The 22,121-nt window shown below is 58.2% G+C and carries 22 protein-coding genes and 1 pseudogene; 14 read left to right on the top strand and 9 right to left on the bottom strand.

The annotated features are described in order from the left end of the window. Nucleotides 1–14: 14 nt before the first annotated feature. Entirely contained in the window at nucleotides 15–1,433 is a 1,419-nt protein-coding gene (locus tag QMP16_RS20565; protein ID WP_282153897.1) for a dihydrolipoyl dehydrogenase family protein, read from the bottom strand. A gap of 4 nt (nucleotides 1,434–1,437) precedes the next feature. Then, nucleotides 1,438–2,169 carry a TVP38/TMEM64 family protein gene (locus QMP16_RS20560; RefSeq protein WP_432653424.1) on the bottom strand — a complete coding sequence of 244 codons (732 nt, stop codon included), beginning with the start codon at nucleotides 2,167–2,169 and terminating at the stop codon, nucleotides 1,438–1,440. 296 nt (nucleotides 2,170–2,465) lie between these two features. Here QMP16_RS20560 and rpmH point away from each other — a divergent pair, with 296 nt between their 5' ends. The 14 genes and pseudogenes from rpmH to QMP16_RS20490 all read left to right on the top strand — a co-directional run bounded on the left by rpmH (nucleotide 2,466) and on the right by QMP16_RS20490 (nucleotide 14,864). Next, entirely contained in the window at nucleotides 2,466–2,600 is a 135-nt protein-coding gene (gene rpmH / locus QMP16_RS20555) for a 50S ribosomal protein L34 (protein WP_005632162.1), read from the top strand. Nucleotides 2,601–2,625: 25 nt separating this feature from the next. Then, nucleotides 2,626–3,052, top strand: a pseudogene (gene rnpA / locus QMP16_RS20550) (ribonuclease P protein component). Further along, entirely contained in the window at nucleotides 3,049–3,288 is a 240-nt protein-coding gene (yidD, locus tag QMP16_RS20545) for a membrane protein insertion efficiency factor YidD (protein ID WP_282153895.1), read from the top strand. The pseudogene rnpA and the gene yidD overlap by 4 nt, the downstream one beginning before the upstream one ends. Before the next feature lie 76 nt (nucleotides 3,289–3,364). Beyond that, complete coding sequence (locus QMP16_RS20540) at nucleotides 3,365–4,981, top strand: acyl-CoA dehydrogenase family protein (RefSeq protein ID WP_282153894.1); 1,617 nt, start codon at nucleotides 3,365–3,367, stop codon at nucleotides 4,979–4,981. Between the two features lie 44 nt (nucleotides 4,982–5,025). Further along, a complete protein-coding gene (gene ttcA, locus QMP16_RS20535) occupies nucleotides 5,026–5,919 on the top strand; it encodes a tRNA 2-thiocytidine(32) synthetase TtcA (RefSeq protein ID WP_282153893.1) in 894 nt (297 codons plus the stop codon). Between the two features lie 71 nt (nucleotides 5,920–5,990). After that, complete coding sequence (locus QMP16_RS20530) at nucleotides 5,991–7,523, top strand: putative bifunctional diguanylate cyclase/phosphodiesterase (protein WP_282153892.1); 1,533 nt, start codon at nucleotides 5,991–5,993, stop codon at nucleotides 7,521–7,523. 123 nt (nucleotides 7,524–7,646) lie between these two features. Next, nucleotides 7,647–9,476 (top strand): membrane protein insertase YidC, encoded by a 1,830-nt coding sequence (gene yidC / locus QMP16_RS20525; protein WP_058276195.1) that lies wholly within the window; start codon nucleotides 7,647–7,649, stop codon nucleotides 9,474–9,476. Then, the gene (locus QMP16_RS20520; RefSeq protein WP_282153891.1) at nucleotides 9,473–10,210 is read left to right on the top strand and encodes an MOSC domain-containing protein; all 738 of its coding nucleotides are present in this window, start codon (nucleotides 9,473–9,475) and stop codon (nucleotides 10,208–10,210) included. Before yidC ends, QMP16_RS20520 begins: the two co-directional genes overlap by 4 nt. Beyond that, nucleotides 10,207–10,860 (top strand): ribosome biogenesis GTP-binding protein YihA/YsxC, encoded by a 654-nt coding sequence (gene yihA / locus QMP16_RS20515; RefSeq protein ID WP_058276193.1) that lies wholly within the window; start codon nucleotides 10,207–10,209, stop codon nucleotides 10,858–10,860. The genes QMP16_RS20520 and yihA overlap by 4 nt, the downstream gene beginning before the upstream one ends. Next, entirely contained in the window at nucleotides 10,857–11,225 is a 369-nt protein-coding gene (locus QMP16_RS20510; RefSeq protein WP_282153890.1) for a DUF2946 family protein, read from the top strand. Before yihA ends, QMP16_RS20510 begins: the two co-directional genes overlap by 4 nt. A 67-nt stretch (nucleotides 11,226–11,292) precedes the next feature. After that, a complete protein-coding gene (locus tag QMP16_RS20505) occupies nucleotides 11,293–12,696 on the top strand; it encodes a PepSY-associated TM helix domain-containing protein (RefSeq protein ID WP_282153889.1) in 1,404 nt (467 codons plus the stop codon). A 105-nt stretch (nucleotides 12,697–12,801) separates the two neighbouring features. After that, nucleotides 12,802–13,665: an acetylglutamate kinase gene (argB, locus tag QMP16_RS20500; RefSeq protein WP_058272395.1), complete on the top strand. Its 864-nt coding sequence runs from the start codon at nucleotides 12,802–12,804 to the stop codon at nucleotides 13,663–13,665. Between the two features lie 18 nt (nucleotides 13,666–13,683). Continuing rightward, nucleotides 13,684–14,370 carry a ferredoxin gene (locus QMP16_RS20495; protein ID WP_282153888.1) on the top strand — a complete coding sequence of 229 codons (687 nt, stop codon included), beginning with the start codon at nucleotides 13,684–13,686 and terminating at the stop codon, nucleotides 14,368–14,370. Continuing rightward, nucleotides 14,367–14,864: a SixA phosphatase family protein gene (locus QMP16_RS20490; protein WP_282153887.1), complete on the top strand. Its 498-nt coding sequence runs from the start codon at nucleotides 14,367–14,369 to the stop codon at nucleotides 14,862–14,864. The genes QMP16_RS20495 and QMP16_RS20490 overlap by 4 nt, the downstream gene beginning before the upstream one ends. Nucleotides 14,865–14,912: 48 nt before the next feature. On the opposite strand, the gene QMP16_RS20485 is transcribed toward QMP16_RS20490, so the two are convergent. The 7 genes from QMP16_RS20485 to QMP16_RS20455 form a co-directional block, all read right to left on the bottom strand. Then, nucleotides 14,913–15,704 (bottom strand): amino acid ABC transporter ATP-binding protein, encoded by a 792-nt coding sequence (locus tag QMP16_RS20485; RefSeq protein WP_058272392.1) that lies wholly within the window; start codon nucleotides 15,702–15,704, stop codon nucleotides 14,913–14,915. A gap of 12 nt (nucleotides 15,705–15,716) precedes the next feature. Beyond that, nucleotides 15,717–17,021 carry an amino acid ABC transporter permease gene (locus tag QMP16_RS20480; RefSeq protein WP_282153886.1) on the bottom strand — a complete coding sequence of 435 codons (1,305 nt, stop codon included), beginning with the start codon at nucleotides 17,019–17,021 and terminating at the stop codon, nucleotides 15,717–15,719. A gap of 1 nt (nucleotide 17,022) precedes the next feature. Then, on the bottom strand, nucleotides 17,023–18,291 hold the full coding sequence (locus QMP16_RS20475; RefSeq protein ID WP_282153885.1) for an amino acid ABC transporter permease: 1,269 nt from the start codon (nucleotides 18,289–18,291) through the stop codon (nucleotides 17,023–17,025). A gap of 126 nt (nucleotides 18,292–18,417) precedes the next feature. Continuing rightward, nucleotides 18,418–19,434 carry an amino acid ABC transporter substrate-binding protein gene (locus QMP16_RS20470; protein ID WP_282153884.1) on the bottom strand — a complete coding sequence of 339 codons (1,017 nt, stop codon included), beginning with the start codon at nucleotides 19,432–19,434 and terminating at the stop codon, nucleotides 18,418–18,420. A gap of 208 nt (nucleotides 19,435–19,642) precedes the next feature. Beyond that, nucleotides 19,643–20,350, bottom strand: coding sequence for an ATP12 family chaperone protein (locus QMP16_RS20465; protein WP_282153883.1), 708 nt, complete (start codon nucleotides 20,348–20,350; stop codon nucleotides 19,643–19,645). Between the two features lie 4 nt (nucleotides 20,351–20,354). After that, on the bottom strand, nucleotides 20,355–21,026 hold the full coding sequence (locus QMP16_RS20460; RefSeq protein ID WP_282153882.1) for an HAD-IA family hydrolase: 672 nt from the start codon (nucleotides 21,024–21,026) through the stop codon (nucleotides 20,355–20,357). Next, complete coding sequence (locus QMP16_RS20455; RefSeq protein WP_282153881.1) at nucleotides 21,023–22,066, bottom strand: RluA family pseudouridine synthase; 1,044 nt, start codon at nucleotides 22,064–22,066, stop codon at nucleotides 21,023–21,025. The genes QMP16_RS20460 and QMP16_RS20455 overlap by 4 nt, the downstream gene beginning before the upstream one ends. Between the last annotated feature and the right edge of the window lie 55 nt (nucleotides 22,067–22,121).

Genomic DNA, 22,121 nt, shown 5'->3' with positions numbered 1-22,121 from the left:
CTCTCCCTTCTTGGTTAGGGCATCCAGCGCTGGACGAACCTGACCACTTGTTTAACCATCTGATTCTCAAACAGCCTTGGCGAGAAATAGGCACCCGCCACCCGTTTGTTAAGCTCTCCGATCGTCGGATAGGGCGAAACCATCGCAGCAATCTGACCCATCTTCAGGTTATTGGCCAACGCAAGCGACCACAAGTTGATCAGCTCTCCGGCCTGATGCCCTACGATTGTGGCCCCCACAGGCCGACCCTTTACGACCATGACCTTAATGAACCCTTTGGTTTTCCGCTCAGAGATTGCCCGGTCGTTATGATGATAGTCAAAGCGCGCGATTTCGACCTTGTCACCATGTTGTTCACGGGCCTGAGCCTCGGTCAGGCCCACCTGCGCCAATTCCGGGTCGGTGTAGGTCGCCCAAGGGATATGTGCGGCTTTTGCCTTCGAGGGCAGGCCAAACAACGCAGAACGGATGATGATCCCTGCGTGATATCCAGCGACATGAGTGAATTGCAGACCACCAGCGACGTCGCCAATGGCGTAAACTCTGCGATTCGTCGTGCGCAGCGCGTCATCGACCTTGATCCCGTTGCGGGTTGGTTCAATCCCGGCAGCCTTTAAGTTCAAACGGTCTGTGTTGGCCTTACGCCCGGCGGCCAACAATAAATGAGACCCCGAATAGATCTCACCCGCCTCGGTCACAATTTCTATGGCCCCTTTGTTGTCGCGAATCTGGGCGACCATAGCCTGCTCATGAATAACCACACCTTCGGCGCGCAAGCTGTCCAGAACGACCGCGGCGGCCTCGGGGTCATCCTTGCCCAGCGCCTTCAGGCCTTCGACAACCGTGGCCTTACTGCCCAGTCGGACATGCGCTTGCGCCATCTCCATCCCGATCGGTCCGCCACCAATAATCAAAAGATGTTCAGGCTTGTCGCGCAGGTCAAAGATCGTCTCGTTGGTATAGAATGGCACCTGATCCAATCCCGGAATCGGAGGCACCAAAGGCGAAGAGCCCGTTGCGATCACTATGCGCCGTGCGGTGATCATGTTGTCGCCCGCCTGCACCTGTGTCGGAGAGACGAAGCTGCCGAATTCCCGGATCACATTTACGCCGAAACCTTCAAACCGTTCCTGACTGTCCATCGGCTCGATCTGAGCGATAACATCGTGAACGTGGTCCTTGGCGGCGGCGTAGTCGACCTGGGGAACCACGTCAGCCACGCCCAGCGCGGTAGAATGTGCCTGACCGTAAGCGGCCTTGCCGCTTGCAATAAGGGCCTTGGACGGGACACAGCCGAAGTTGAGGCAATCGCCACCCATCTTGTGACCTTCCAGCAGAATCACATCGGCACCCATCTGGCTGGCGCCAGCAGCGACTGACAGCCCCCCGGACCCGGCGCCAATCACCAGGATGTCGGTTTTCAATTCTTGCATGATTTCAGCGGTCCTTTCGGCCACGCAGGGATTTGATGACAATTGGCAGCGTGGCCAGCACACACAAGCCGATGATCGGGCCAATCACAAATGGTTCCCATAACAGCGATACATCAGGTGTTTCACCCCGATCGAACACACCACCCAGCCCGACACCGATCCAGGTGTAGACGATTCCGCCAGGGATAATGCCCAGCGCGGTGGTGATCAGGAAATTGCGGAACCTCACGCCAACCAGCGCAGGCACAAGATTGGCCACAAAGAACGGCACAACGGGAACAAGACGCAATAGAAACAGCACCGAGATCTCATTCTCGCGTAGCCCGTCCTTCAGCTTCTTGATCGTCCCTTCCGAGGACTCAAGCCGTTTGGTCAGGGATTCGCCCAACCCCCAGCGTGCCGCCAGAAAGATTGCAGAGGCTCCGATGGTTGCCGCAAACACGTTGAACACGGTTCCGGCGAACAGGCCAAAAAGAAACCCGCCGGTCATTGACGCCACTGCGGCACCCGGCAGCGAAAACGCGACGATGACAATGTAAATGCCAACGAAAGCTGCCGCCATCGCCCAGTAGTTGGCGTCGCGCCAGGCCAATAGCGCCTCACGATTGTCGCGCAGGGTCTCAAAAGTCAGGTAGTCGCCCAGTGTGAAGAATCCCACCGCAGCGACGGCGAGAATCACCAGCAATGGAATATGCCGCGCCAACCCATTGCGCGGTGCCTGAGTCGTTTCGCTCATAAGGCTGTCCGGTTTGTTACGTTTCATTCTGACCCCAACATGCGCTGCTTGCGGCCCTCGCAACAGGGGGCTCACGCTGCCTTGATGTTTTTGGTAGGGAATGTGAGGGTTTGGGGCGATAATCCCGCTGTTTTGAAACCTTTTGCCCGACCCGATTACAGAATTGTTGCAAAAGCCGCGAAAACCCCCACCTAGGGGTTTGACTTACCCCCCACTACCCAGTAGAGGACGGGCTTCGAACACCACGGGCAGGCGAATCCGCGCTGCACCCGACCGCATAGATTGGAGACGGAGCGATGAAACGCACCTATCAGCCTTCGAACCTGGTTCGCAAACGCCGCCACGGTTTCCGCGCGCGCATGGCCACTAAGGCCGGCCGCAAAATCCTGAACTCGCGCCGCGCACGCGGCCGCAAGTCGCTGAGCGCGTAAACCGCTCACCGATCAGGTTATGAACATGACGCCGCCGGAGGCCCCTCGTGGATGGTAAGAACCAGCCCGGGGAAACGCCCCCGGCGGCGTCCGTTTGCGCGCCTGAAACTTTGACCGTTCTCAGGAAACGATCTGATTTCCTTAAGGCAGCGCGTGCCCGCAGGCAGGGCACATCCTCGATGATGGTGCAGGCTCGCAAACGTACCCCGGATGAAGCAGCTGGAATTCGGGTTGGTTTTACCTGCTCCAAGAAAGTCGGCAATGCCGTTGCCCGCAACCGCGCCAAGCGCAGGTTGCGCGAGGCCGCGCGGGCTGTTCTGCCCGTCAATGGCCTTGACGGGTGGGATTACGTCCTGATTGGTCGGGCCGAAACCACAGCCGCTCGACCATATGAGGCGCTTCTGGACGATCTGCGTTATGCGCTTCGCAAAGTGCACAGCGGGCGGAAATGACCCTCTTCTCTCATATCGTGGCTCTGCCTGTCAGGGCCTATCGGCTGGTCTTCAGTCCCTGGGTTGGCTTCAATTGCCGATACCAGCCCACCTGCTCGGCCTATGCGCTGGAAGCATTGGCAAAGCATGGGGCCATCAAGGGAAGCTGGCTGGCGGCACGGCGGATTGGCCGATGCCATCCCTGGGGCGGCGATGGGTACGACCCCGTGCCAAGCCGCAAGGAAGATGACATCTGATCTTTATGACCCTCCGTCAGACTTGACCCATTCGGACATGCGCTGAACACTTGAACTCGTACTGTCCGAGGTTCAGATGACATCCGACGCCCGCCATTCCCTGCCGACACATGACGTATTGAATCAGCCGCCTGTGCGCGGGGATTCTAACCTTTGGTCTGCAGATCCCGTCCTGCGAAACGCCGTGCATTTCACGGGCGGGCGCGAAGCGCCTCTGGCGGCTTACGGGGAAACGTTGGGACAGACGGAAACCCGCGAGCTGGGGCGTGAGGCCTATCGGCACCTCCCCGAATTGCGATTGTTCGATCAGGGCGGCAGGCGTTTGGACGAGGTACGATTTCATCCCGCCTATCATGAGATGATGCAGATCAGCCAATCTGCTGGCTATGCGGCCTTGGCCTGGGACGGTCAGCCCGGCGGCCACGCGACCCACGCCGCGATGATATATATGGCCAGCCAGGTTGAGCCCGGCCATTGCTGCCCATTGACAATGACATATGCGGCGATCCCGGCCCTTGGGGCCAATGAACAGATCGCCTCCGTGTGGCGACCTAAGCTCATGGCGCGCAGATATGATCCGGCGAAGAAACCGATTGAACAAAAGGCCAGCGCCACATTGGGCATGGCAATGACCGAAAAGCAGGGCGGCTCGGACGTGCGCGCCAATACCACTGTTGCCAGCCAGGACGGAGAGCATTGGCGCCTGCGCGGGCATAAATGGTTCTGCTCGGCCCCGATGTCGGACGGATTTCTGACCCTAGCGCAAGCGCCGGGCGGGCTGACCTGTTTTCTCGTCCCACGCTGGCTGGACGGTGAACGCAACGCCATTCACCTGATGCGACTAAAAGACAAGCTGGGGAACAAATCCAACGCCTCGTCCGAAATCGAATATCACGATGCACTGGCTTACCAATTAGGCGACGAAGGCGCAGGTGTTCGGACAATTATCGAGATGGTCCATCACACCCGGCTGGATACAGCCGTGGCCCCAGCGGGCCTGATGCGCGCAGCCCTCAGCGAAGCGCATCATTGGGTCGCCCAGCGCAGCGCTTTTCAGCGCCGGTTGATCGACCAACCTCTGATGCGTGCTGTTCTGGCGGATCTCGTGTTGGACTGGGAGGGCGCGTTGACGCTTGGGATGCGCGTCGCGCAGGCCTTCGACGGCCAGTCACCCGAAGACAAGGCCTTTGCCCGTATCGGTGTCGCACTGGCCAAGTTCCTGAATAACAAGCGGTGCCCGGCCGTAGTCGTTGAGGCAATGGAGGTGCTGGGTGGCATGGGCTATGTCGAAGACACGCCCCTGCCCCTGCTGTATCGCGAAGCCCCGCTGAACGGTATTTGGGAGGGGTCGGGCAATGTGATCTGTCTCGACATTCTGCGCAGCCTGGCTCGCGACCCGCTGGCCGCTCAGGTCCTGCAGGCCGAACTGGATATAGCAACGGGTGTCGACCACGGCTATGACGCCGCGCTCAAGGCGCATCGTGATCGGTGGCCCGGGCTGCCGCCTGAGAGTGAAGCCCGTTGGTTTGCCGAACGTACTGCATTGCTGCTGACAGCCGCTCAGCTATTGCGTCGCGCACCCGCGGCCGTTGCAGACGGGTTCATCGCCACAAGGCTTTTGGGCAACAGCGGTCGCATTCACGGATCAGTATCCGGGCTGGACACGGACGCCCTGCTTGCCCGACTGGGCTGACCCGGCCACTTGCCCGGTTGCCTCAACTGCTGTAGGGGCTGCGCATGTTTGACGAAGCTGACGATATCCACCCGCTCTTTGCTGGCGCGCCCTCGACCACCGAGTTCAAAAAGCTACGCAAACGCATCGTGCGCCAGACCCGTGAGGCCATTGAGCAGTACGGGATGGTGAACTCTTCCGCACATGACAAAGACGGCAAACCGCCTCGCTGGCTGGTGTGCCTCTCAGGCGGCAAAGACAGCTATACCCTGTTGGCGGTTCTCTATGAGCTGAAATGGCGCGGTCTGCTGCCGGTTGATCTGTTGGCCTGTAATCTGGATCAGGGTCAGCCCGGATTTCCGGCCACCGTCCTGCCTGAGTTTCTGGAACGCATGGGCGTTCCGCATCGCATCGAATATCAGGACACCTATTCCATCGTCATGGATAAAGTTCCACAAGGCCGTACCTATTGCGCCCTGTGTTCGCGCCTGCGCCGAGGCAACCTGTACCGCATCGCGCGGGAAGAAGGATGCTCGGCCGTCGTACTGGGCCATCACCGCGACGATATCCTTGAGACGTTCTTCATGAATCTGTTCCATGGCGGGCGTTTGGCCACCATGCCGCCCAAGCTGGTGAACGAAGAAGGCGATTTGTTCGTCTTCCGCCCCCTCGCCCATGTGGCTGAGGCCGATTGCGAGAAATTCGCGACCTCGATGAACTATCCGATCATCCCCTGTGACCTCTGCGGCAGTCAGGATGGGTTGCAACGTCAGCAGGTCAAACAGATTTTGAATCAGTGGGAAAAGAACAGCCCCGGACGCCGTCAAGTGATGTTCCGGGCCCTGACAAACGCGCGTCCGTCGCATCTTTTGGACCCAAAATTGTTTGATTTTCAAAATCTTGCGCTCAAACCGAATGAAAATGACGAAAATTCGGACGAAATTCCTCAGCTCCGTTAACGAGTGACTCAGATTGGTTTCCTAGGGTCGACCTGAGCGTTTCAAACGCAAGGTAGAGGCCCGAAGATCCGATGTGGAAACATATCTCAGTCAGCAGAATTTTTGACTCTCTTGCCATGGTGCTAAGCGGCCCGCCCACCTTGGCCTTCGCGCCTGCGATCAGTCTGGCCGCGTATTGGATTGGTGGTGAGCGGGCATTGGTTGTCGTGGCACTTACCCTGCCGCTTGTGGTCGCCGCGGTATCGACCGCGCACAAGGCCAGCAATCGGGAAAAAGACGGTAACGGCCTCCTTCCTCTCGACAGGTTTGCGGCCCAGATGGAATCGCTGTTTGCGGAAAATCAGCGCACTGGCCACGAAGCCTCCTGTATGATTGTTGAATTGGACGGGTTTTCTGAATGTCTTGATCTGCACGGAAATGCGGCCGGGAACGTAATGGCTGACCAATTCCGCAGCCGGGTACTTTCGGCCATACGCTCACATGACATTGCCACTGGGCTGGACCAGGGCAAGATCGCAATCGGCCTGCACGCCGCGCAGAATCTGGATCTGGAGGCCTGCATTCAGATGTCGGGGCGCATTCAGGCCGCCGTCGATGAGCCAATCATGCTAAATGGCACCAGCGTTTACATGTCATGTTCAATCGGGTTTTGTCTGCAATCCACTTTGCCCGACATCACCTTTGCCGAGTGGATCGATGCCGCCAACGCGGCCTTGGCCGAAGCACAAAGGAACGGTCCTGCAACCATCCGCGCCTTTTCATCTGAAACGCAGCGGCGGGCACGCGTGCGTGCCAACCTGCGCAATGAGTTTATTGCGGCCTTGGATAGTGGCGAAATTCGCCCATGGTTTCAGCCACAGATTTCCACCGACACCGGCCATGTTACCGGGTTCGAGGCGCTTGCCCGTTGGGAACACCCACAGAAAGGCGTGCTGGGACCGCCGGTTTTCCTGCCTTTTGCAGAACAAGCCGATCTTATGGAACGCTTGGGTCAGGTGATGCGCCATCACGCTTTCGCCGCCATGCACCAGTGGAACCGTGCCGGTGTCGTCGTGCCTCGGATTGGCGTGAATTTCTCATCAGAAGAGCTGCGCGACCCGGCGTTGATCGACCGTCTGAAATGGGAGCTGGATCAAAATGACCTGACGCCCGACAGATTGACCGTCGAGATTCTTGAAACAGTGTTTTCCAGGCGGCCCGATGACGTTATCACCCGCAACGTAATAAGTATGTCCAAGCTCGGCTGCTGCATTGACCTCGATGATTTCGGCACCGGCCACGCCTCCATAGCGTCGATCAAGCGCTTTGACGTCTCACGCATTAAAATCGATCGGTCCTTCGTGGCAAAGGCGGATCGGGACGCAAGCCAGCAGCAGTTGGTCAGCGCGATTTTGACTATGGCGGAGCGACTGAATGTCGAAACCCTGGCCGAGGGGGTCGAAACACAAGGCGAGCATGCCTTGATGGCGCAACTGGGCTGCGATCACGTGCAGGGGTTTGGAATTGGAAAGCCCATGCCCTTTGAAAAGACGTTGGACTGGATGGCCGCACATCAAAACAAACTCAACGGAATGCCAAAAATCGGGCGTCAGGCACGTCCTTAGGCGCGAATTAACGCCACAGAACCCCAATCGGTGATGAATTACAGGGCGATTCCGCTTGACCTTTGGGCCCGCACTCTGTTGAACCCAGCGGGTGTCTTTCACTGCTTAAGGTGGCTGTCCCCGATGGACGATCAGAACAAGAACCTCATCCTCGCAACCGCGCTCAGCTTTCTCGTGATCCTGGTTTGGTTCGTGCTGTTTCCACCGCCCGAGCCGACGACCGCACCGGAATCTGCCGAGATCAGCGCGACTGATGGTACAGAGGTTCAGACCCCAAGCGCTGCTGGCACCAATACAGTTGGTGAAGCAACCGCAGACGCCACCGAGATCGAGCCCGACGCCCAAGCACCTCGGGTCGAGATTGAAACACCGCGCCTGAAAGGCAGCCTGTCCCTGTCCGGCGGTCGTATCGATGAGCTGTTCCTGAAAGATTACAAAGTTTCGATCGAAGAAGGCGCGCCCATTGTCGAGCTGCTGTCGCCCGTTGGTTCGGAATCGGCTTACTATGCCTTGTACGGTTGGGCACCGGGCGCAGGTGTTGCCGGCGCTGACGTCCCCGGCCCTAATACGTTGTGGACCGTCGAAGACGGCGAAACCCTGGGGGTCGATACCCCGGTCACTCTGAAATGGGACAACAGCAAGGGCCTGACCTTCCGCCGCACTATTGAGGTTGACCAGGACTACATGTTCACCGTCACCCAGTCGGTTGAGAACAATACCCAGGCCGAGGTCGGCATGGCCCCATATGGCATCCTGGCCCGTCACGGCATTGGCGAAGACGGCGACCTGCCCGATCTGAAAAACTTCTTCATCCTACATGAAGGCGTTATGGTCATGGCTGACGGCGTTCTGGACGAGATCGACTATGGCGATGTGCGCGACTTTGACATTGACCCGAATGAGCGTGCGCAAGCCGAAGTCTTTCAGGTCAAGGAAGGTGGCTGGGTCGGCTTTACCGATCACTACTGGATGACCACTCTGATCCCTGCAGAGGGATCGGCATTCAAGGCTGCGGCTAAATATGACGCCCGCCGCAAGATTTATCAGACCGAAACGGTTCTGCCGACGCTGACTGTCGCGCCCGGCGCAACTGAAGAAGTCACCACCCAACTGTTCGCGGGTGCCAAAGAATGGGAAACCATCCGCGAGTATCAGGCTGACGGTGTACAGAAGTTCGTCGACAGCATCGACTGGGGCTGGTTCTACTTCCTGACCAAGCCGATTTTCTGGCTACTGCACAACATCAACGCCCTGATCGGCAACATGGGTTGGTCGATCATTGGCCTGACGCTGATCATCAAGGCGATCCTGTTCCCGCTGGCGTACAAATCCTATGTCTCGATGGCGAAGATGAAAGAGCTTCAGCCGCAAATGGAGGCCATGAAAGAAGCCGCAGGCGACGATCGCCAAAAGATGCAGCAGGGCATGATGGAGCTGTACAAGAAGGAAAAGGTAAACCCCGCCGCGGGCTGTTTGCCGATCCTGATGCAGATCCCGATCTTCTTCTCGCTGTATAAGGTGATCTTCGTCACTATCGAACTGCGTCAGGCCCCCTGGTTTGGCCCGTTCCAGGACCTCAGCGCACCTGATCCGACTTCGATCATGAACCTGTTTGGTTTGCTGCCCTTTGCCGGTCCGCAGCCAGATACCTTCATGGCACTGATCTTCATCGGCATCCTGCCGTTGCTGTTGGGGATCTCGATGTGGTTGCAGCAAAAGCTGAACCCGGCACCAACTGACCCGACTCAGGCGATGATCTTTGCCTGGATGCCTTGGGTGTTCATGTTCATGTTGGGCAGCTTTGCCAGCGGACTGGTTGTTTACTGGATCGCGAACAACACGATCACCTTCACGCAGCAATACCTGATCATGCGCAGTCAGGGCTATAAGCCTGACGTGTTCGGCAACATCAAATCCGGCTTCAAGCGGACGCCCAAAACGGACGACAAATGAATGCTGAAGTAACCCATATGTGGCGGCATCCGATCAAAAGCCATGGTCGCGAGGCCCTCCAGACCGTATCAGTGACCCCCGGGCAGACCATGCCCGGGGATCGCGTTTGGGCAGTCGCGCACGAGGCGTCGAAGGCGGATGGCTCTCAATGGGTGCCTTGCGCCAATTTCAGTCGCGGGGCGAAAGCACCGCAACTGATGGCTATCTCGGCCCGGCTGAACGGCGACACGATAACTCTGACACATCCAGATCGTCCGGATCTGACTTTTAATCCGGATGGCGAACAGCAGGTCTTTTTGGACTGGGTCCAGCCGTTGATGCCTACGGATCGGGCGGCGTCAGCCCGGATTATCCGAGTGCCGGGTCGCGGCATGACTGACAGTGACTACCCCTCGATCAGCCTGTGCAACATGGCATCGCACCGCGCGGTCGAGCAAAAGCTTGGCAGCAATCTGTCGATCCAGCGCTGGCGTGGCAACATCTGGTTCGATGGCCTGCCCCTGTGGGAAGAATTCGACTGGCTGGATCGCGAAGTACAGATCGGTGAGGCCGTGTTTCATGTCAAAGAACGCATCCGACGCTGTTTGGCGACAACGGCAAATCCCAAAACCGGCGTGCGCGATGCGGATATGCTGGGCACATTGAACAGCTGGGGCCATCAGGATTTCGGCGTTTATGCCGAGGTTGTCCGAGGCGGCGCAATCTCAGTTGGCGATAAGGTTCATCCGTTATGAGCACCCTACCCTTCCCACTGGTCGAAGACCCGGACAAGTTCGCGCTGGAACGCGGCCGCAAATTGTTTGCAGGACAATCCGAGTTTGTCAAAGGCGTGGTTGCAATGAATGGCCTGCCGACCCCTGACCGGCTTGAGGTCTGCTTTGCCGGGCGTTCAAACGTAGGCAAGTCCAGCCTGATCAATGCGCTGACCGGCACCAAAGGTCTGGCACGCGCGTCCAACACTCCTGGCCGCACGCAAGAGATCAACTTTTTCACCCAAGGACCCGAGCTTTATCTGGTTGACCTACCCGGGTACGGCTACGCCAACGCCCCGGTGAAGGTCGTTGAAAAATGGCAGCGGCTGTTGAAACAGTATCTAAGCGGCCGCCAGACCCTGCGACGGGCCTTTGTCCTGATTGACTCGCGCCATGGGGTGAAGCCGGTCGATGCCGAGATCATGAAGCTGCTGGATTCCAGCGCTGTTACATTTCAATGCGTGATGACCAAGGCGGACAAGGTCAAGGCCAATGACCGGCAGAAGGTGTTGGATCAGGTACGCGGCGCATTGTCCAAGCACCCGGCGGCATATCCGGAAATCGTGCTGACGTCGTCCGAAAAGGGTGACGGTATTCCGACCCTTCGTTCGATCATCGCACATCTGGAATGATCCGGATCGGCCGCATTTTCCCAATCCTTACGTTGCTGGCAGTTGTGCTGACCGGCATGATCCCGCAGGGCTGGATGCCAGCGATGGACAGCGATGGGAAAGTGCTGCTGGTGATCTGTACTGGCGATGGAACAGTCGAACAATGGGTTGACCTGAACCCCGGCGATCCTGGGCACGACGACACGGATTCGCGCGCAATGTGCCCATTCGCGGGCCTAACGGCGGATACACACTTGCCGTCAGTCGGCGAGATCGTCCCTTTTACGGCGAAAATCCAGCCACGCTGGATCCATCGTGATTTCACCCATCGCAGTGCCGGGTTCTACGCCCGCTATGATGCGCGGGGGCCACCCTTCTTTTCCTGATTCAGCTCAACACTTTTGAACCCGTGCACGCGCTGCGCGGGGCAATAATCGAATCCGGAGAACAAAAATGGCACTGGACAGCCAAAACCTGGGGGATACCCCGGCGCAGAACACTGCTGCGCAAAAATTCTATTTCGCCGCCTGGCGGTGGCACTTTTATGCCGGGATCTTCGTCATCCCGTTCCTGATCATTCTGGCAGTAACCGGACTAATGATGATGTTCATCACTCAGTTCGACGGTCGCGACGGCGAAAAAATCGCCGTGGATGTCCACGGGCAAGCGTTGCCGGCCTCACAACAGGCCCTTATCGCCCTTGATGAGGTGCCCGGCACGGTTGCCGAGTGGATCGGTCCGAAGGCTGATAATCTGGCCACTGTGTTTCGCATCAAAACCGAAGAAGGTCAGCGTCTTATCGCCGTCGATCCTTATGCCGGAGAGGTTCTGCAGGTCTGGGATCGTCGCGCCGGATGGTATGACCTGGCCGACAACATTCACTCGACCCTTCTGATTGGCACGACCGGAGACCGCATTATTGAAATCGCAGCGGGGCTGAGCCTGCTTTTGGTCTTTACCGGTCTTTACATGTGGTGGCCGCGTGGAAACACCTTGGCCGCTTTTGTGCCCAATCTGCGCGCACGCGGCCGCGCATTGTGGCGGTCGCTGCACGCTGTGATTGGGTTCTGGATGTCCGGGCTGTTGGTGGTCTTCCTGATCTCGGGCCTCTCCTGGGCGGGCGTCTGGGGCGGTATGATCGTTCAGCCATGGAGCAGCTTTCCGGCCAAAAAATGGGACAATGTCCCCCTGTCCGATGACATCCACGCCAGCATGAACCACGGCCACCAGAATGACGTCCCATGGGCGTTGGAACAAACGCCCATGCCCGCCTCTGGGTCCGAGGCCGGGACCGGCGGCGTCCCACAAGGCACGCCGGTCGATATCGACGCGCTTGTGGCCCTTGGCACCGCTTTGGACATGACAGGCCGGTTTCGTGTGGCCTATCCCAGCGGCGAGGATGGTGTCTGGACCCTGAACCGCGACAGCATGAGCAGCGACTCGACCGATCCGGTGAACGACCGCACTGTCCACGTGGACCAATTTACCGGCAAGATTCTGGCAGATGTCCGGTATGAGGATTACTCGTTGATTGGAAAATCCATGGCCATTGGGATCCCGTTTCACATGGGTCTGATGGGCATGTGGAACTTTGTCCTGAACCTGGTGTTCTGCCTGTCGGTCATCTTTGTCTGCGTCTCAGGCGTTGCAATGTGGATTAAACGCCGGCCTCAGCGGGCTGGGCGTCTGGCTGCACCGCCGATGCCTGCAGAGCTGCCATTGTGGAAAGGGGCTGTCCTGATCGGGTTGTTCACCGCGATGGCGTTCCCGCTGGTGGGCCTGACCTTGTTGACCGTACTGGCCGTCGATTTGCTGCTGATCAGCAACATCCCGGCGATGAAACGCGCGATAACCTGACACACAAACAGCCGCATCCGGGCAACCGGTGCGGCCCTATGCGCGATCCGGTCTTGGCAGAGCTGTACAAAGGCCCTAACACGGGTTCCCAGAGGGACTGCAGCCATGAAGACAAGAGACATGAACCGGGACTGGATCGCCACCGCCGCAACGCTGAACAGCGCACTGCCATACCTGCAACGCTATGACGGCGCTATTGTCGTCATTAAACTTGGCGGCCACGCCATGGGCAGTGACGAAGCCATGGAAAGCTTCGCCCGAGATGTCGTCCTGATGCGTCAGGTGGGCGTAAACCCGGTTGTCGTGCACGGCGGCGGTCCGATGATCAACGCGATGCTGGATAAGCTGGATATCCAGTCCGAATTCGTGAACGGCAAGCGTGTCACCGACAAAGCAACTGTTGAAGTAGTTGAGATGGTGCTGTCCGGCCTCGTGAACAAGCGCATCGTTCAGGCGATCAACGGTCAGGGCGGCTCGGCCGTGGGTCTGTCGGGCAAAGATGCGCAGTTGATGACTTGTGATCAGACCGATGAATCCCTGGGTTTTGTCGGAAGTCCCGCAGAGATGAACCCGAAAATTCTGCACGACCTGTTTGCACATGACGTAATCCCGGTGATCGCCCCTCTGGGTGCCGGTCGGAACGGTGAAACCTTCAACGTCAATGGAGATACTGCCGCAGGTGCTATTGCATCCGCGCTAAAGGCCGATCGACTGCTACTGTTGACCGATGTCTCGGGCGTTAAGAATGCCGCCGGGGACGTCGTGACCGAACTAAAGGCGGGTCAGATCCGCGAGATGACGCTGGACGGCACCATTGCGGGCGGCATGATACCCAAGACCGAAACGGCTCTGGACGCGCTGCACAGCGGGGTCCGTGCCGTGGTTATCCTTGACGGACGCGCGCCCAATGCCGTCTTGCTTGAACTTTATACGGAACACGGCGCCGGGTCGCTGATCCGGCCGGACTGAAACTTTAGCGGAGGAGACATGACCAAGCGCCATCCCCCCTCCTCTGACCCTGCAGCGCATAGCTATGCTGATATCGAAAAGGCTGCACAGGACGTTGGCCTGATCATCATGGGCGCGCTGCACCCTCGCGTTACAGACGCCAAGCAGTTGGAAGGCGGCACGCTGATCCTGCTGGGTGCAGGGTGGGCATTCTGGCCTGCCCTAAAATCCTCACCTGAATGGCGAGGTGGTGACCCGGTTGACCATTGGTCGTCGCGTGTGGTGAGGCAAATGGCGCAGGATTTATCCGCCACCGCTTATTTTCCGTTTGGCGGCCCGCCCTATACGCCCTTTATCGACTGGGCATTGAAATCGGGACGCACGTTCAGCAGCCCGGTGGGCGCTTTGGTGCACGATGAGGTCGGCATGATGATCTCATTCCGGGGCGCGCTGCATTTCACCAACGAAATTCCCATACCCGCGCCTCCTGGCGCGTCCCCCTGCACCACCTGCGCCGCCCCCTGCACCCAGACATGCCCAGTGGGCGCTTTGAACAGTCGGGACTTTTATGATGTGTCGACCTGCCATGACCATCTGTCCACCGACGAAGGGCAAACCTGCATGACCGGTGGTTGTCTTGTGCGGCTGTCCTGTCCTCTCAGCTCGGGTGCAGGGCGTGATCCCGAACAATCCGCGCATCACATGAGAGCATTTCACCCATCATGACCCGCACTCTGATCCTGACGCGCCACGCGAAATCCAGTTGGGACTGTATGGCCCTTGCCGATCATGATCGCCCGTTGAACAAGCGCGGGCGCAGGTCGGCTGCAGCAATTGGTGCATGGCTGCGTGAAAACGATTGGCTGCCGGATGAAGTTCTCAGCTCAAGCTCGGCCAGAACCCGCGAGACGTGGGAGAGGATGGGCCTGCAGGCAGATAGCGTTTGCTTTCACCGAACACTTTATCATGCGGACCCCGCAGATATGCTGCTTGAGTTATCGGGCGCAACGAAACAAACCGTTTTAATGCTGGGCCACAATCCCGGCATTGCCGCTTTTGCGAACCAAATCGTTAAGCACCCGCCGGATCACGCCCGGTTCTACGACTACCCAACCTGTGCAACAGCTGTGATCCGCTTTGACATTGCGGATTGGTCCGGCGTCCGGTGGCATAGCGGCGATGTGCAGGGGTTTGTTATTCCTCGCGAGTTGCTGGAATAGAAAAAGGCGAGGCCAAAGCCCCGCCTTTTCCTGAATTGGTAACCGGGTTCAGTGCCCCAGAATCTGGCTGAGGAACAGCTTGGTCCGCTCGCTCTGCGGGTTGTTGAAGAACTCTTCCGGTTCGTTCTGTTCCACGATCTGACCGGCATCCATAAAGATCACGCGGTTGGCGACCTGACGAGCAAAGCCCATCTCGTGCGTGACGCACAGCATGGTCATGCCTTCCTCGGCCAGCTCGATCATGGTGTCGAGCACCTCTTTGATCATCTCTGGGTCCAACGCCGATGTCGGTTCATCGAACAACATGATCCGCGGCATCATGCACAGCGAGCGGGCAATCGCCACACGCTGCTGCTGACCACCTGAAAGCTGACCGGGATACTTATCCGCCTGTTCAGGGATTTTCACCTTTTCCAGGAAGTGCATCGCGCGCTCTTCGGCCTCTTTCTTAGGCGTCTTGCGCACCCAGATCGGGGCCAGCGTGCAATTTTCCAGAATGGTCAGGTGCGGGAAAAGGTTGAAGTGCTGGAACACCATGCCAACCTCGGACCGGATCTTGTCGATGTTCTTGAGGTCATTCGACAGCTCGGTCCCATCCACCATGATCGTGCCCTGCTGGTGTTCCTCCAGCGCGTTCAGACAACGGATCAATGTGGACTTCCCGGAACCGGAAGGCCCCGCGATCACGATCCGCTCGCCCTGATTGACGGTCAGATTGATGTCGCGCAGCACGTGGAAAGATCCGTACCACTTGTTCATGTTGTTGATTTCGATGGCGACCTCGTCGCTCACCTGCATCTTCGAGCGATCGATTTGACGGTCAATTGCAAGTTCAGACATATGTTGAACTCCTTAATGGTGGCCAGTCTGAAGCTTGCGCTCCAGATACATGGAGTAACGGGACATGGAGAAGCAGACGACAAAGAACAGCGCCGCGATGAACGCGAACAGTTCCCAGTAGATGCCGTTCCAGGCGGTGTCGGCGCGGATGGCAGATGCCAGTCCGATCACGTCGAACAATCCGATGATCGACACCAGTGTCGTATCCTTGAAGATCCCGATGAATGTGCTCACGATGCCCGGAATTGAGATTTTCAGGGCTTGCGGCATGATGATCAGTCGCTGTGCTTGCCAGTAGTTCAGGCCGAGACTGTCGGCACCTTCATACTGACCCCGTGGCAGGGCAGCCAGACCACCCCGGATAACCTCGGCCATATAGGCAGCTGAGAACAGGGTCATCATGATCATCACCCGCAGGATGATGTCAAAGTTGGTGCCCGGCGGCAGGAACAGGTTCAGCAGCAGCGAGGCCACGAACAAAAGCGTGATCAGCGGCACGCCGCGGATGAACTCGATAAAGCCCACGCACAGGTACTTGACGATCATCAGGTCGGACTGACGGCCCAACGCCAGTACGATTCCGATCGGCAACGAGACACCAATGGCCACGACACCCAGCAAGATCGCCAGCATGAAGCCACCGAACTGGCGGCTTTGGACGGCTTCGATACCGATTGGCAGGATCGAGTCCAAGGCACCGACGAAATAGCTGGACAGAACCAGCCACCAGATAACCGACGCTGCTACACCCGCAATCATGCCAAACAGACCGCTCAGTTGTTTGCTGACAAGGGTGTAGGCACCCCAGCCGACAACAAACCCCAACGCTGCCGCGATCGGTCCCCAAATGGTGCCGCCCCACATCAGGAATGGCATCAGGAACGGATAGATCGCCGTGACGATCAGCATCTTGGACGGCACACGATCCGAGTACAGGACCGGCGCCAATGCGACCAACAGCAGGATCAGCGATACAATCGGACGCCAGTACAGGTGGCTCGGGTAGAACCCGAACAGCAACTGCAGCCAACGGTCATTGATCACCGCCCAGCAGGCATGGCCATGGGTTGAACCCCAGGTGGCGATCATGATCTCGCGGCATTCGTTCAGCGAGTTGGCGTTCCAGACAGACTGAAAGATCCATGGCAGAACGCCCGACAAAACGTACCAGATCGCGTAAAGCGAAACCAACGTCAGGATCGAGTTAAACCAGCCTGAGAACAGATTGTGCCTGATCCACCCGATTGCTCCGACTTCGGACGCTGGCGGGGCTTGTTCCGGCAACATTTCCGTGCGGACAAATGAAACATCACTCATATTACCGCTCCACCAGTTTGACACGGTTGTTGTACCAGTTCATCACCGCCGAAATACTCAGCGAGATGGCCAGATAGACCAGCATCAGCAGCAGAACGCATTCCAGCTCGCGGCCGGTCTGGTTCATGGTGATGCCACCCAGGGTCCCCGTGATGTCCATGTATCCGACCGCAATCGCCAGCGACGAGTTCTTGGTCAGGTTCAGATAGTTCGAGATCATCGGCGGGATGATCACCCGCAGCGCCTGAGGCAGGATAACCAGCCGCATGGTGCGACCCGGACGCAAGCCCAGCGCAGACGCAGCTTCGGTCTGACCCTTGGAAATAGCCAGAATGCCGGCGCGTACGATCTCGGCGATGAAGGCCGCCGTATATAGCGACAAAGCCAGCCATAGCGCGATCAGAGAGTTGCGCATATGCGTGCCGCCTTTGAAATTGAATCCTTTCAATTCCGGGTATCCAAGGTGTAAGCCCAGTGCAGTCATCAGGATGATCATCGGGACGAACAGAATGCCCAGCTGGATATGCCAGATCTTAGGACGATCGCCGGTTGATTCCTGTGTGGCGGCGGCCCAGGCGGACACTTTGCGCATGGTAAAGATGCTGCCACCCAGAACGACCAGAAACGCGACAAGATCCAGCGAAATATCAAACCGAAGGCTTGATGTTCCGAACAAGTGGATGTCGCCCAAACTACGCGAGAACAGGAACTCCGGGATATACACACCCCGATTGGTAACGGCGACGGTGTTGAACAGATCCATCGTTGCCGTGGGGTTATCACCTCGGAACGCATTAGGTGCGGGCAAGCCTTCGATCAAAATGGCCATGGCCAGAACGATCCACAGCAGGACAGGCACGTTACGGAAAATCTCGACATAGAAGGTCATGATACGCGCGACCAACCAGTTGTTCGACAGACGCAGCACGCCGACAAAAACGCCGACTATCGTCGCCGTGATACACCCGAGAACCGCAACAACCAGCGTGTTCAGCAAACCGATGAAGGCGGCGCGAAGATGGCTGTCCTGTGAGGTGTATTCCAGCAATCGCTGGTTAATGTCATAACTTGCGGATTCTGCAAAAAAACCGAATTCGACCGGTTTTCCCAACCCTTCAAGGTTTTGAATGGTATTTGAGATGATCCAGGCTGCCAGAAGCATGAAACCAATCAATGCAATGACCTGAATGGTCGCTGATCGGTACCGCGTATCGTAAAGGAGCATGGACAGCCGGAACTGCTCCTTCGGCGGGTCAGTGAGAGTCGTCATGACCTATGTATTTCCCCGTGCATCCCGTTTTTTGCCGGCGAAGTTGATCTTCGCTCAATCCATCCGGGAGTGTTTCTTATTTATGGAAAAAGGGCGCAGGTTGCCCCGCGCCCTTTCCCGTGGATTTTAGCGGAACGGCGGCGAATACAGCAGACCACCATCGGTCCACTGGGCATTCAGGCCGCGCGCAAGACCAATCGGAGTTTCTTCACCGATGTTCTTGGCAAACACTTCGCCGTAGTTACCACCCGCTTTGATGGCGTTTGCTGCCCAATCTGCGTTCAGACCCAGCATCTCGCCCAGAGTACCTTCGGTACCCAGCAGACGGTTTACTTCCGGGTTGTCGGTGCCAGCGCTCAGCTCGTCGATGTTTGCCGAGGTCACGCCCAGCTCTTCAGCCGAAACCAGTGCGTTCAGAGTCCAGCGGACAACGTCGCCCCACTCGTGATCGCCATGACGGACCAGCGGGCCCAGCGGCTCTTTCGAGATGATTTCAGGCAGCAGGACGTGATCACCGGGGTTTTCAAACGTGGCGCGGGTTGCAGCCAGGCCCGATGCGTCGGTGGTGTAAACGTCACATGCGCCAGCCAGATACTGCTGTTGCGCTTCGGCGTTGGTTTCGATCGGAACCGGCTCGTAGCTGATGTTGTTGGCACGGAAGAAATCGGCCAGGTTCAGCTCGGTGGTGGTGCCGGTTTGGATGCAGACGGTCGCGCCGTCCAGTTCTTTGGCCGAGCTTACGCCCAGTGCTTTTGGAACCATGAAGCCCTGGCCGTCATAGTAGTTGACGCCAGCAAATTCGAACTTCAGGTCGACATCGCGGCTGAAGGTCCATGTGGTGTTACGTGCAAGCATGTCGATCTCACCCGAAGCCAGCGCAGTAAAGCGCGTCTTACCAGTGGTCGGCACAAACTCGACAGCGCTGGAATCGCCCAGAACGGCCGCAGCGACGGCACGGCAGACTGCGACGTCAAAACCTTGCCATTCGCCATTCGCGTCAGGCAGCGAAAAGCCGGCCAGTCCGGAGGACACGCCACAGTTCAGCTTGCCGCGCGCTTTGACGTCGTCAACAGTGCCCGCTGTCGCTGCCGCAGCAGCCAGACCGGCGACTGTGGCCACGCCCAAAATTACGGATTTTTTCATTTTTACCTCTTCCTGTTTACCCGCCCCTATTCCGGGACGGCTCTGTCCGGCACCTCTGGCACCAGAAAGGTTACTCCAAAGGTGTCTCCCCTTTAGTGGGCATGAGTTTGCTCGCATTCATAAACAAACGTCAAGGGTCGGATCAGGGAAAACGATGAGTCAATTCAGCGATGACCGGATCTGTGTCAAAAATTGATGCCCAATAGGCTCAGATAGAGATTTCAATGAACCGTTTAGCGTGTAGAAACGCAGCTTTTTTGATCTCGGCAACCGCGTGCGCCTCGTCATCGTGGCCCCATTGTTCGGTTTGCCAGGCCTCGTCAAGCCTTGAGATGTCCCAGATATCATCCGCCGCGCGCCAGTCCATGGCGGCGGCAAATCCCAGTACCAGTGAGCCGGACAGGCTGACCAGATCGTGGAAGGCGGCGAGCTGGAAGTCATTGAATTCGTGTACGCGGCCTCGAAGTGTGCTGAGCGCTTCGGCTGACTGTGGCTGATGCAGCACACCAACCACAGGAACCAATCGCGCGGCTAGGGTTTCAGCTGCCCAATCCAGGGCCGGGTCCCACTGATCTGCCTGTCGCTGCTGCAACGTTTGCGGGTGTGTCGCCCGGTAACACAACAAATCCGAATCGCCGTAATCGGCCAGCATGTCCGCAACCTCGGCGTGCTGATGACGCACTTTGTCGATGGCCGCATTTGCAGACCGGGTAAACGGCATCAGGGTCGGATCGACCTCTTTTTCCTGCGCATCCCATTCTGCAGCAACCGCGTCGGCCATTGCTTGCGTCGGCAGGATCAACGCGGCCTTGGCCGGTGTCTTAACCCGGCGACCGTCCAGTTCGACGGTGTATCCGTCTTCCGCTTGGACAACCGCGCTTGCGGTCCAAAATCGCTTGGGCTTCCAGTCACTCATGTCTTCAGGTCCAAATATTATCCAGCGCACGGGGCAACTGGTCGAAAGTTTCAATTATGCGGACCGCGCCGTTCAGGGCTGATCGGTCATGATATCCCCAGGATACGCCGATCCCGGCTACTCCGGCAGCCCTCGCCATATCCATGTCGAACCGAGTATCGCCAATCATCACCGTATCTGCCGCATCAACGCCGGTTTCAGAACGGGCCGTGTCGATCATCGACGGATGCGGTTTCGAGGGGTGATGGTCCGCAACCTGCCGGGTCACGAAATAGCGCTCCAGGTCATGTGCTTCGATCAAGGCATCCAGACCGCGTTGGGATTTTCCGGTGGCCACACCCAGCAGCACCTCGGGGATGTCATGCAGGGTTTCGATTGCGTCCCGCGCACCTGGATAGAGCGGTGAGCTTGCGGCCCCCTGCTCCAAACGATTTGCGTGATAGGCCTGTTTGTAGCCCTCAACCAGATTGTGTTGAACCGTTTCGCTCTGCTCGGGCGCAAGCCGGGCCATGGCGTTGGGCAAGGACAGACCGACGATGGACAAAATCGCCTCGCGGTCAGGGACCATCAGGGACAAGGCCCCGAAACTGGCGGTCATCGCCGCGACAATGCTGCCCTGGCTGTCGACAAGGGTTCCGTCCACATCGAAAAGCACCAAACGCAAGGGTGCGCTCATTGCAGTTCCTCGAACGGGTCTTCTGCGGCCAGATCCTCGGTCCAGCCGAACGTGTCCCAGCTGTGTTTCATATGCTCAGGCAGCGGAGCTTTGACGGTTATGGTCTTGCGCGTGACCGGATGCTGGAATGAGGCCTGCCGCGCGTGCAGGTGCAGCTTCTTGCTGATGACCCCGCCCAGTTGCGCGCCCCAACCGTCCCCAAGATTTTCCTGCCCCGAGCCACCGTATTTGCCATCGCCAACGATTGGGTGACCAATCGCCGCCATGTGCACCCTCAGCTGGTGCGTACGTCCGGTGATCGGCTCCATCGCCACCCACGAGGCGCGCCCGGCCACGCGATACAGCGTTGCATACAGCGTATGCGCCCGTTTCGCGCCCGGCGTGTCGTTGATTTCGTTCAGATGTACGGCGATCATCTTCTCGCCCTCACCCTGTTTACCGTGACCGGATGCCTTGACCAGCCCGGTCTTGATCTCGCCCAGATACGGGGTCGGCACGCCAGCAACCAGTGCCCAATAGATCTTGCGTGTATCGCGATGCCGGAAGGCGGCCGTCAGCCCCTTGGCGGCCTCGCGGGTGCGGGCCATCAGCAATACACCCGATGTGTCCTTGTCCAAGCGGTGCACGAGGCGCGGATTTTCGTCATAGCCAAAGCGCAAAGCCTCGGACAGACCGTCTACGTGGCGGGTCTGGCCGCTGCCGCCCTGCACTGGAAGACCTTGTGGCTTGTTCAGGGCCAGAACATGATCGTCGCGATAGATCACGCAGGACTGGATCATCTTGGCGTCGGCATCCGAGATGCCTCGTTTGACTGCAACCGGCTTGTGATCAGCATCCGGCAAGGGTGGCACGCGCACGACCTGCCCGACCTCAAGCCGGGTCGAGGCTTTGACCCGCCCGCCTTCTACACGCACCTCACCCTTGCGGCACATCTTTTCGATGCGGCCCTGGCTGACATGCGGGAACAGGCGGCGCAGCCACCGATCCAGCCGCTGGTCGCCGTCACCCTCTGCCACGGTGATCATCTGTACGCCGCTCATGCCGATATCCTCTGCGTCGCGCGGAATATCCGCCCGCTAAACAAGTGTGTAAGTG

The sequence above is a fragment of the Ruegeria atlantica genome (assembly GCF_947495585.1).
Classification (GTDB): Bacteria; Pseudomonadota; Alphaproteobacteria; order Rhodobacterales; family Rhodobacteraceae; genus Ruegeria; species Ruegeria atlantica_G.
Note: the sequence above shows the minus strand (reverse complement) of the source record. Positions and strands in the feature narration are given on the sequence as shown.

Excerpts from the sequence above, each read along its gene's own strand:
- QMP16_RS20565 (WP_282153897.1), bottom strand. The coding sequence starts at position 1,433 with ATGCAAGAATTGAAAACCGACATCCTGGTGATTGGCGCCGGGTCCGGG.
- QMP16_RS20560 (WP_432653424.1), bottom strand. The coding sequence starts at position 2,169 with ATGAGCGAAACGACTCAGGCACCGCGCAATGGGTTGGCGCGGCATATT.
- rpmH (WP_005632162.1), top strand. The coding sequence starts at position 2,466 with ATGAAACGCACCTATCAGCCTTCGAACCTGGTTCGCAAACGCCGCCAC.
- yidD (WP_282153895.1), top strand. The coding sequence starts at position 3,049 with ATGACCCTCTTCTCTCATATCGTGGCTCTGCCTGTCAGGGCCTATCGG.
- QMP16_RS20540 (WP_282153894.1), top strand. The coding sequence starts at position 3,365 with ATGACATCCGACGCCCGCCATTCCCTGCCGACACATGACGTATTGAAT.
- ttcA (WP_282153893.1), top strand. The coding sequence starts at position 5,026 with ATGTTTGACGAAGCTGACGATATCCACCCGCTCTTTGCTGGCGCGCCC.
- QMP16_RS20530 (WP_282153892.1), top strand. The coding sequence starts at position 5,991 with ATGTGGAAACATATCTCAGTCAGCAGAATTTTTGACTCTCTTGCCATG.
- yidC (WP_058276195.1), top strand. The coding sequence starts at position 7,647 with ATGGACGATCAGAACAAGAACCTCATCCTCGCAACCGCGCTCAGCTTT.
- QMP16_RS20520 (WP_282153891.1), top strand. The coding sequence starts at position 9,473 with ATGAATGCTGAAGTAACCCATATGTGGCGGCATCCGATCAAAAGCCAT.
- yihA (WP_058276193.1), top strand. The coding sequence starts at position 10,207 with ATGAGCACCCTACCCTTCCCACTGGTCGAAGACCCGGACAAGTTCGCG.
- QMP16_RS20510 (WP_282153890.1), top strand. The coding sequence starts at position 10,857 with ATGATCCGGATCGGCCGCATTTTCCCAATCCTTACGTTGCTGGCAGTT.
- QMP16_RS20505 (WP_282153889.1), top strand. The coding sequence starts at position 11,293 with ATGGCACTGGACAGCCAAAACCTGGGGGATACCCCGGCGCAGAACACT.
- argB (WP_058272395.1), top strand. The coding sequence starts at position 12,802 with ATGAAGACAAGAGACATGAACCGGGACTGGATCGCCACCGCCGCAACG.
- QMP16_RS20495 (WP_282153888.1), top strand. The coding sequence starts at position 13,684 with ATGACCAAGCGCCATCCCCCCTCCTCTGACCCTGCAGCGCATAGCTAT.
- QMP16_RS20490 (WP_282153887.1), top strand. The coding sequence starts at position 14,367 with ATGACCCGCACTCTGATCCTGACGCGCCACGCGAAATCCAGTTGGGAC.
- QMP16_RS20485 (WP_058272392.1), bottom strand. The coding sequence starts at position 15,704 with ATGTCTGAACTTGCAATTGACCGTCAAATCGATCGCTCGAAGATGCAG.
- QMP16_RS20480 (WP_282153886.1), bottom strand. The coding sequence starts at position 17,021 with ATGAGTGATGTTTCATTTGTCCGCACGGAAATGTTGCCGGAACAAGCC.
- QMP16_RS20475 (WP_282153885.1), bottom strand. The coding sequence starts at position 18,291 with ATGACGACTCTCACTGACCCGCCGAAGGAGCAGTTCCGGCTGTCCATG.
- QMP16_RS20470 (WP_282153884.1), bottom strand. The coding sequence starts at position 19,434 with ATGAAAAAATCCGTAATTTTGGGCGTGGCCACAGTCGCCGGTCTGGCT.
- QMP16_RS20465 (WP_282153883.1), bottom strand. The coding sequence starts at position 20,350 with ATGAGTGACTGGAAGCCCAAGCGATTTTGGACCGCAAGCGCGGTTGTC.
- QMP16_RS20460 (WP_282153882.1), bottom strand. The coding sequence starts at position 21,026 with ATGAGCGCACCCTTGCGTTTGGTGCTTTTCGATGTGGACGGAACCCTT.
- QMP16_RS20455 (WP_282153881.1), bottom strand. The coding sequence starts at position 22,066 with ATGAGCGGCGTACAGATGATCACCGTGGCAGAGGGTGACGGCGACCAG.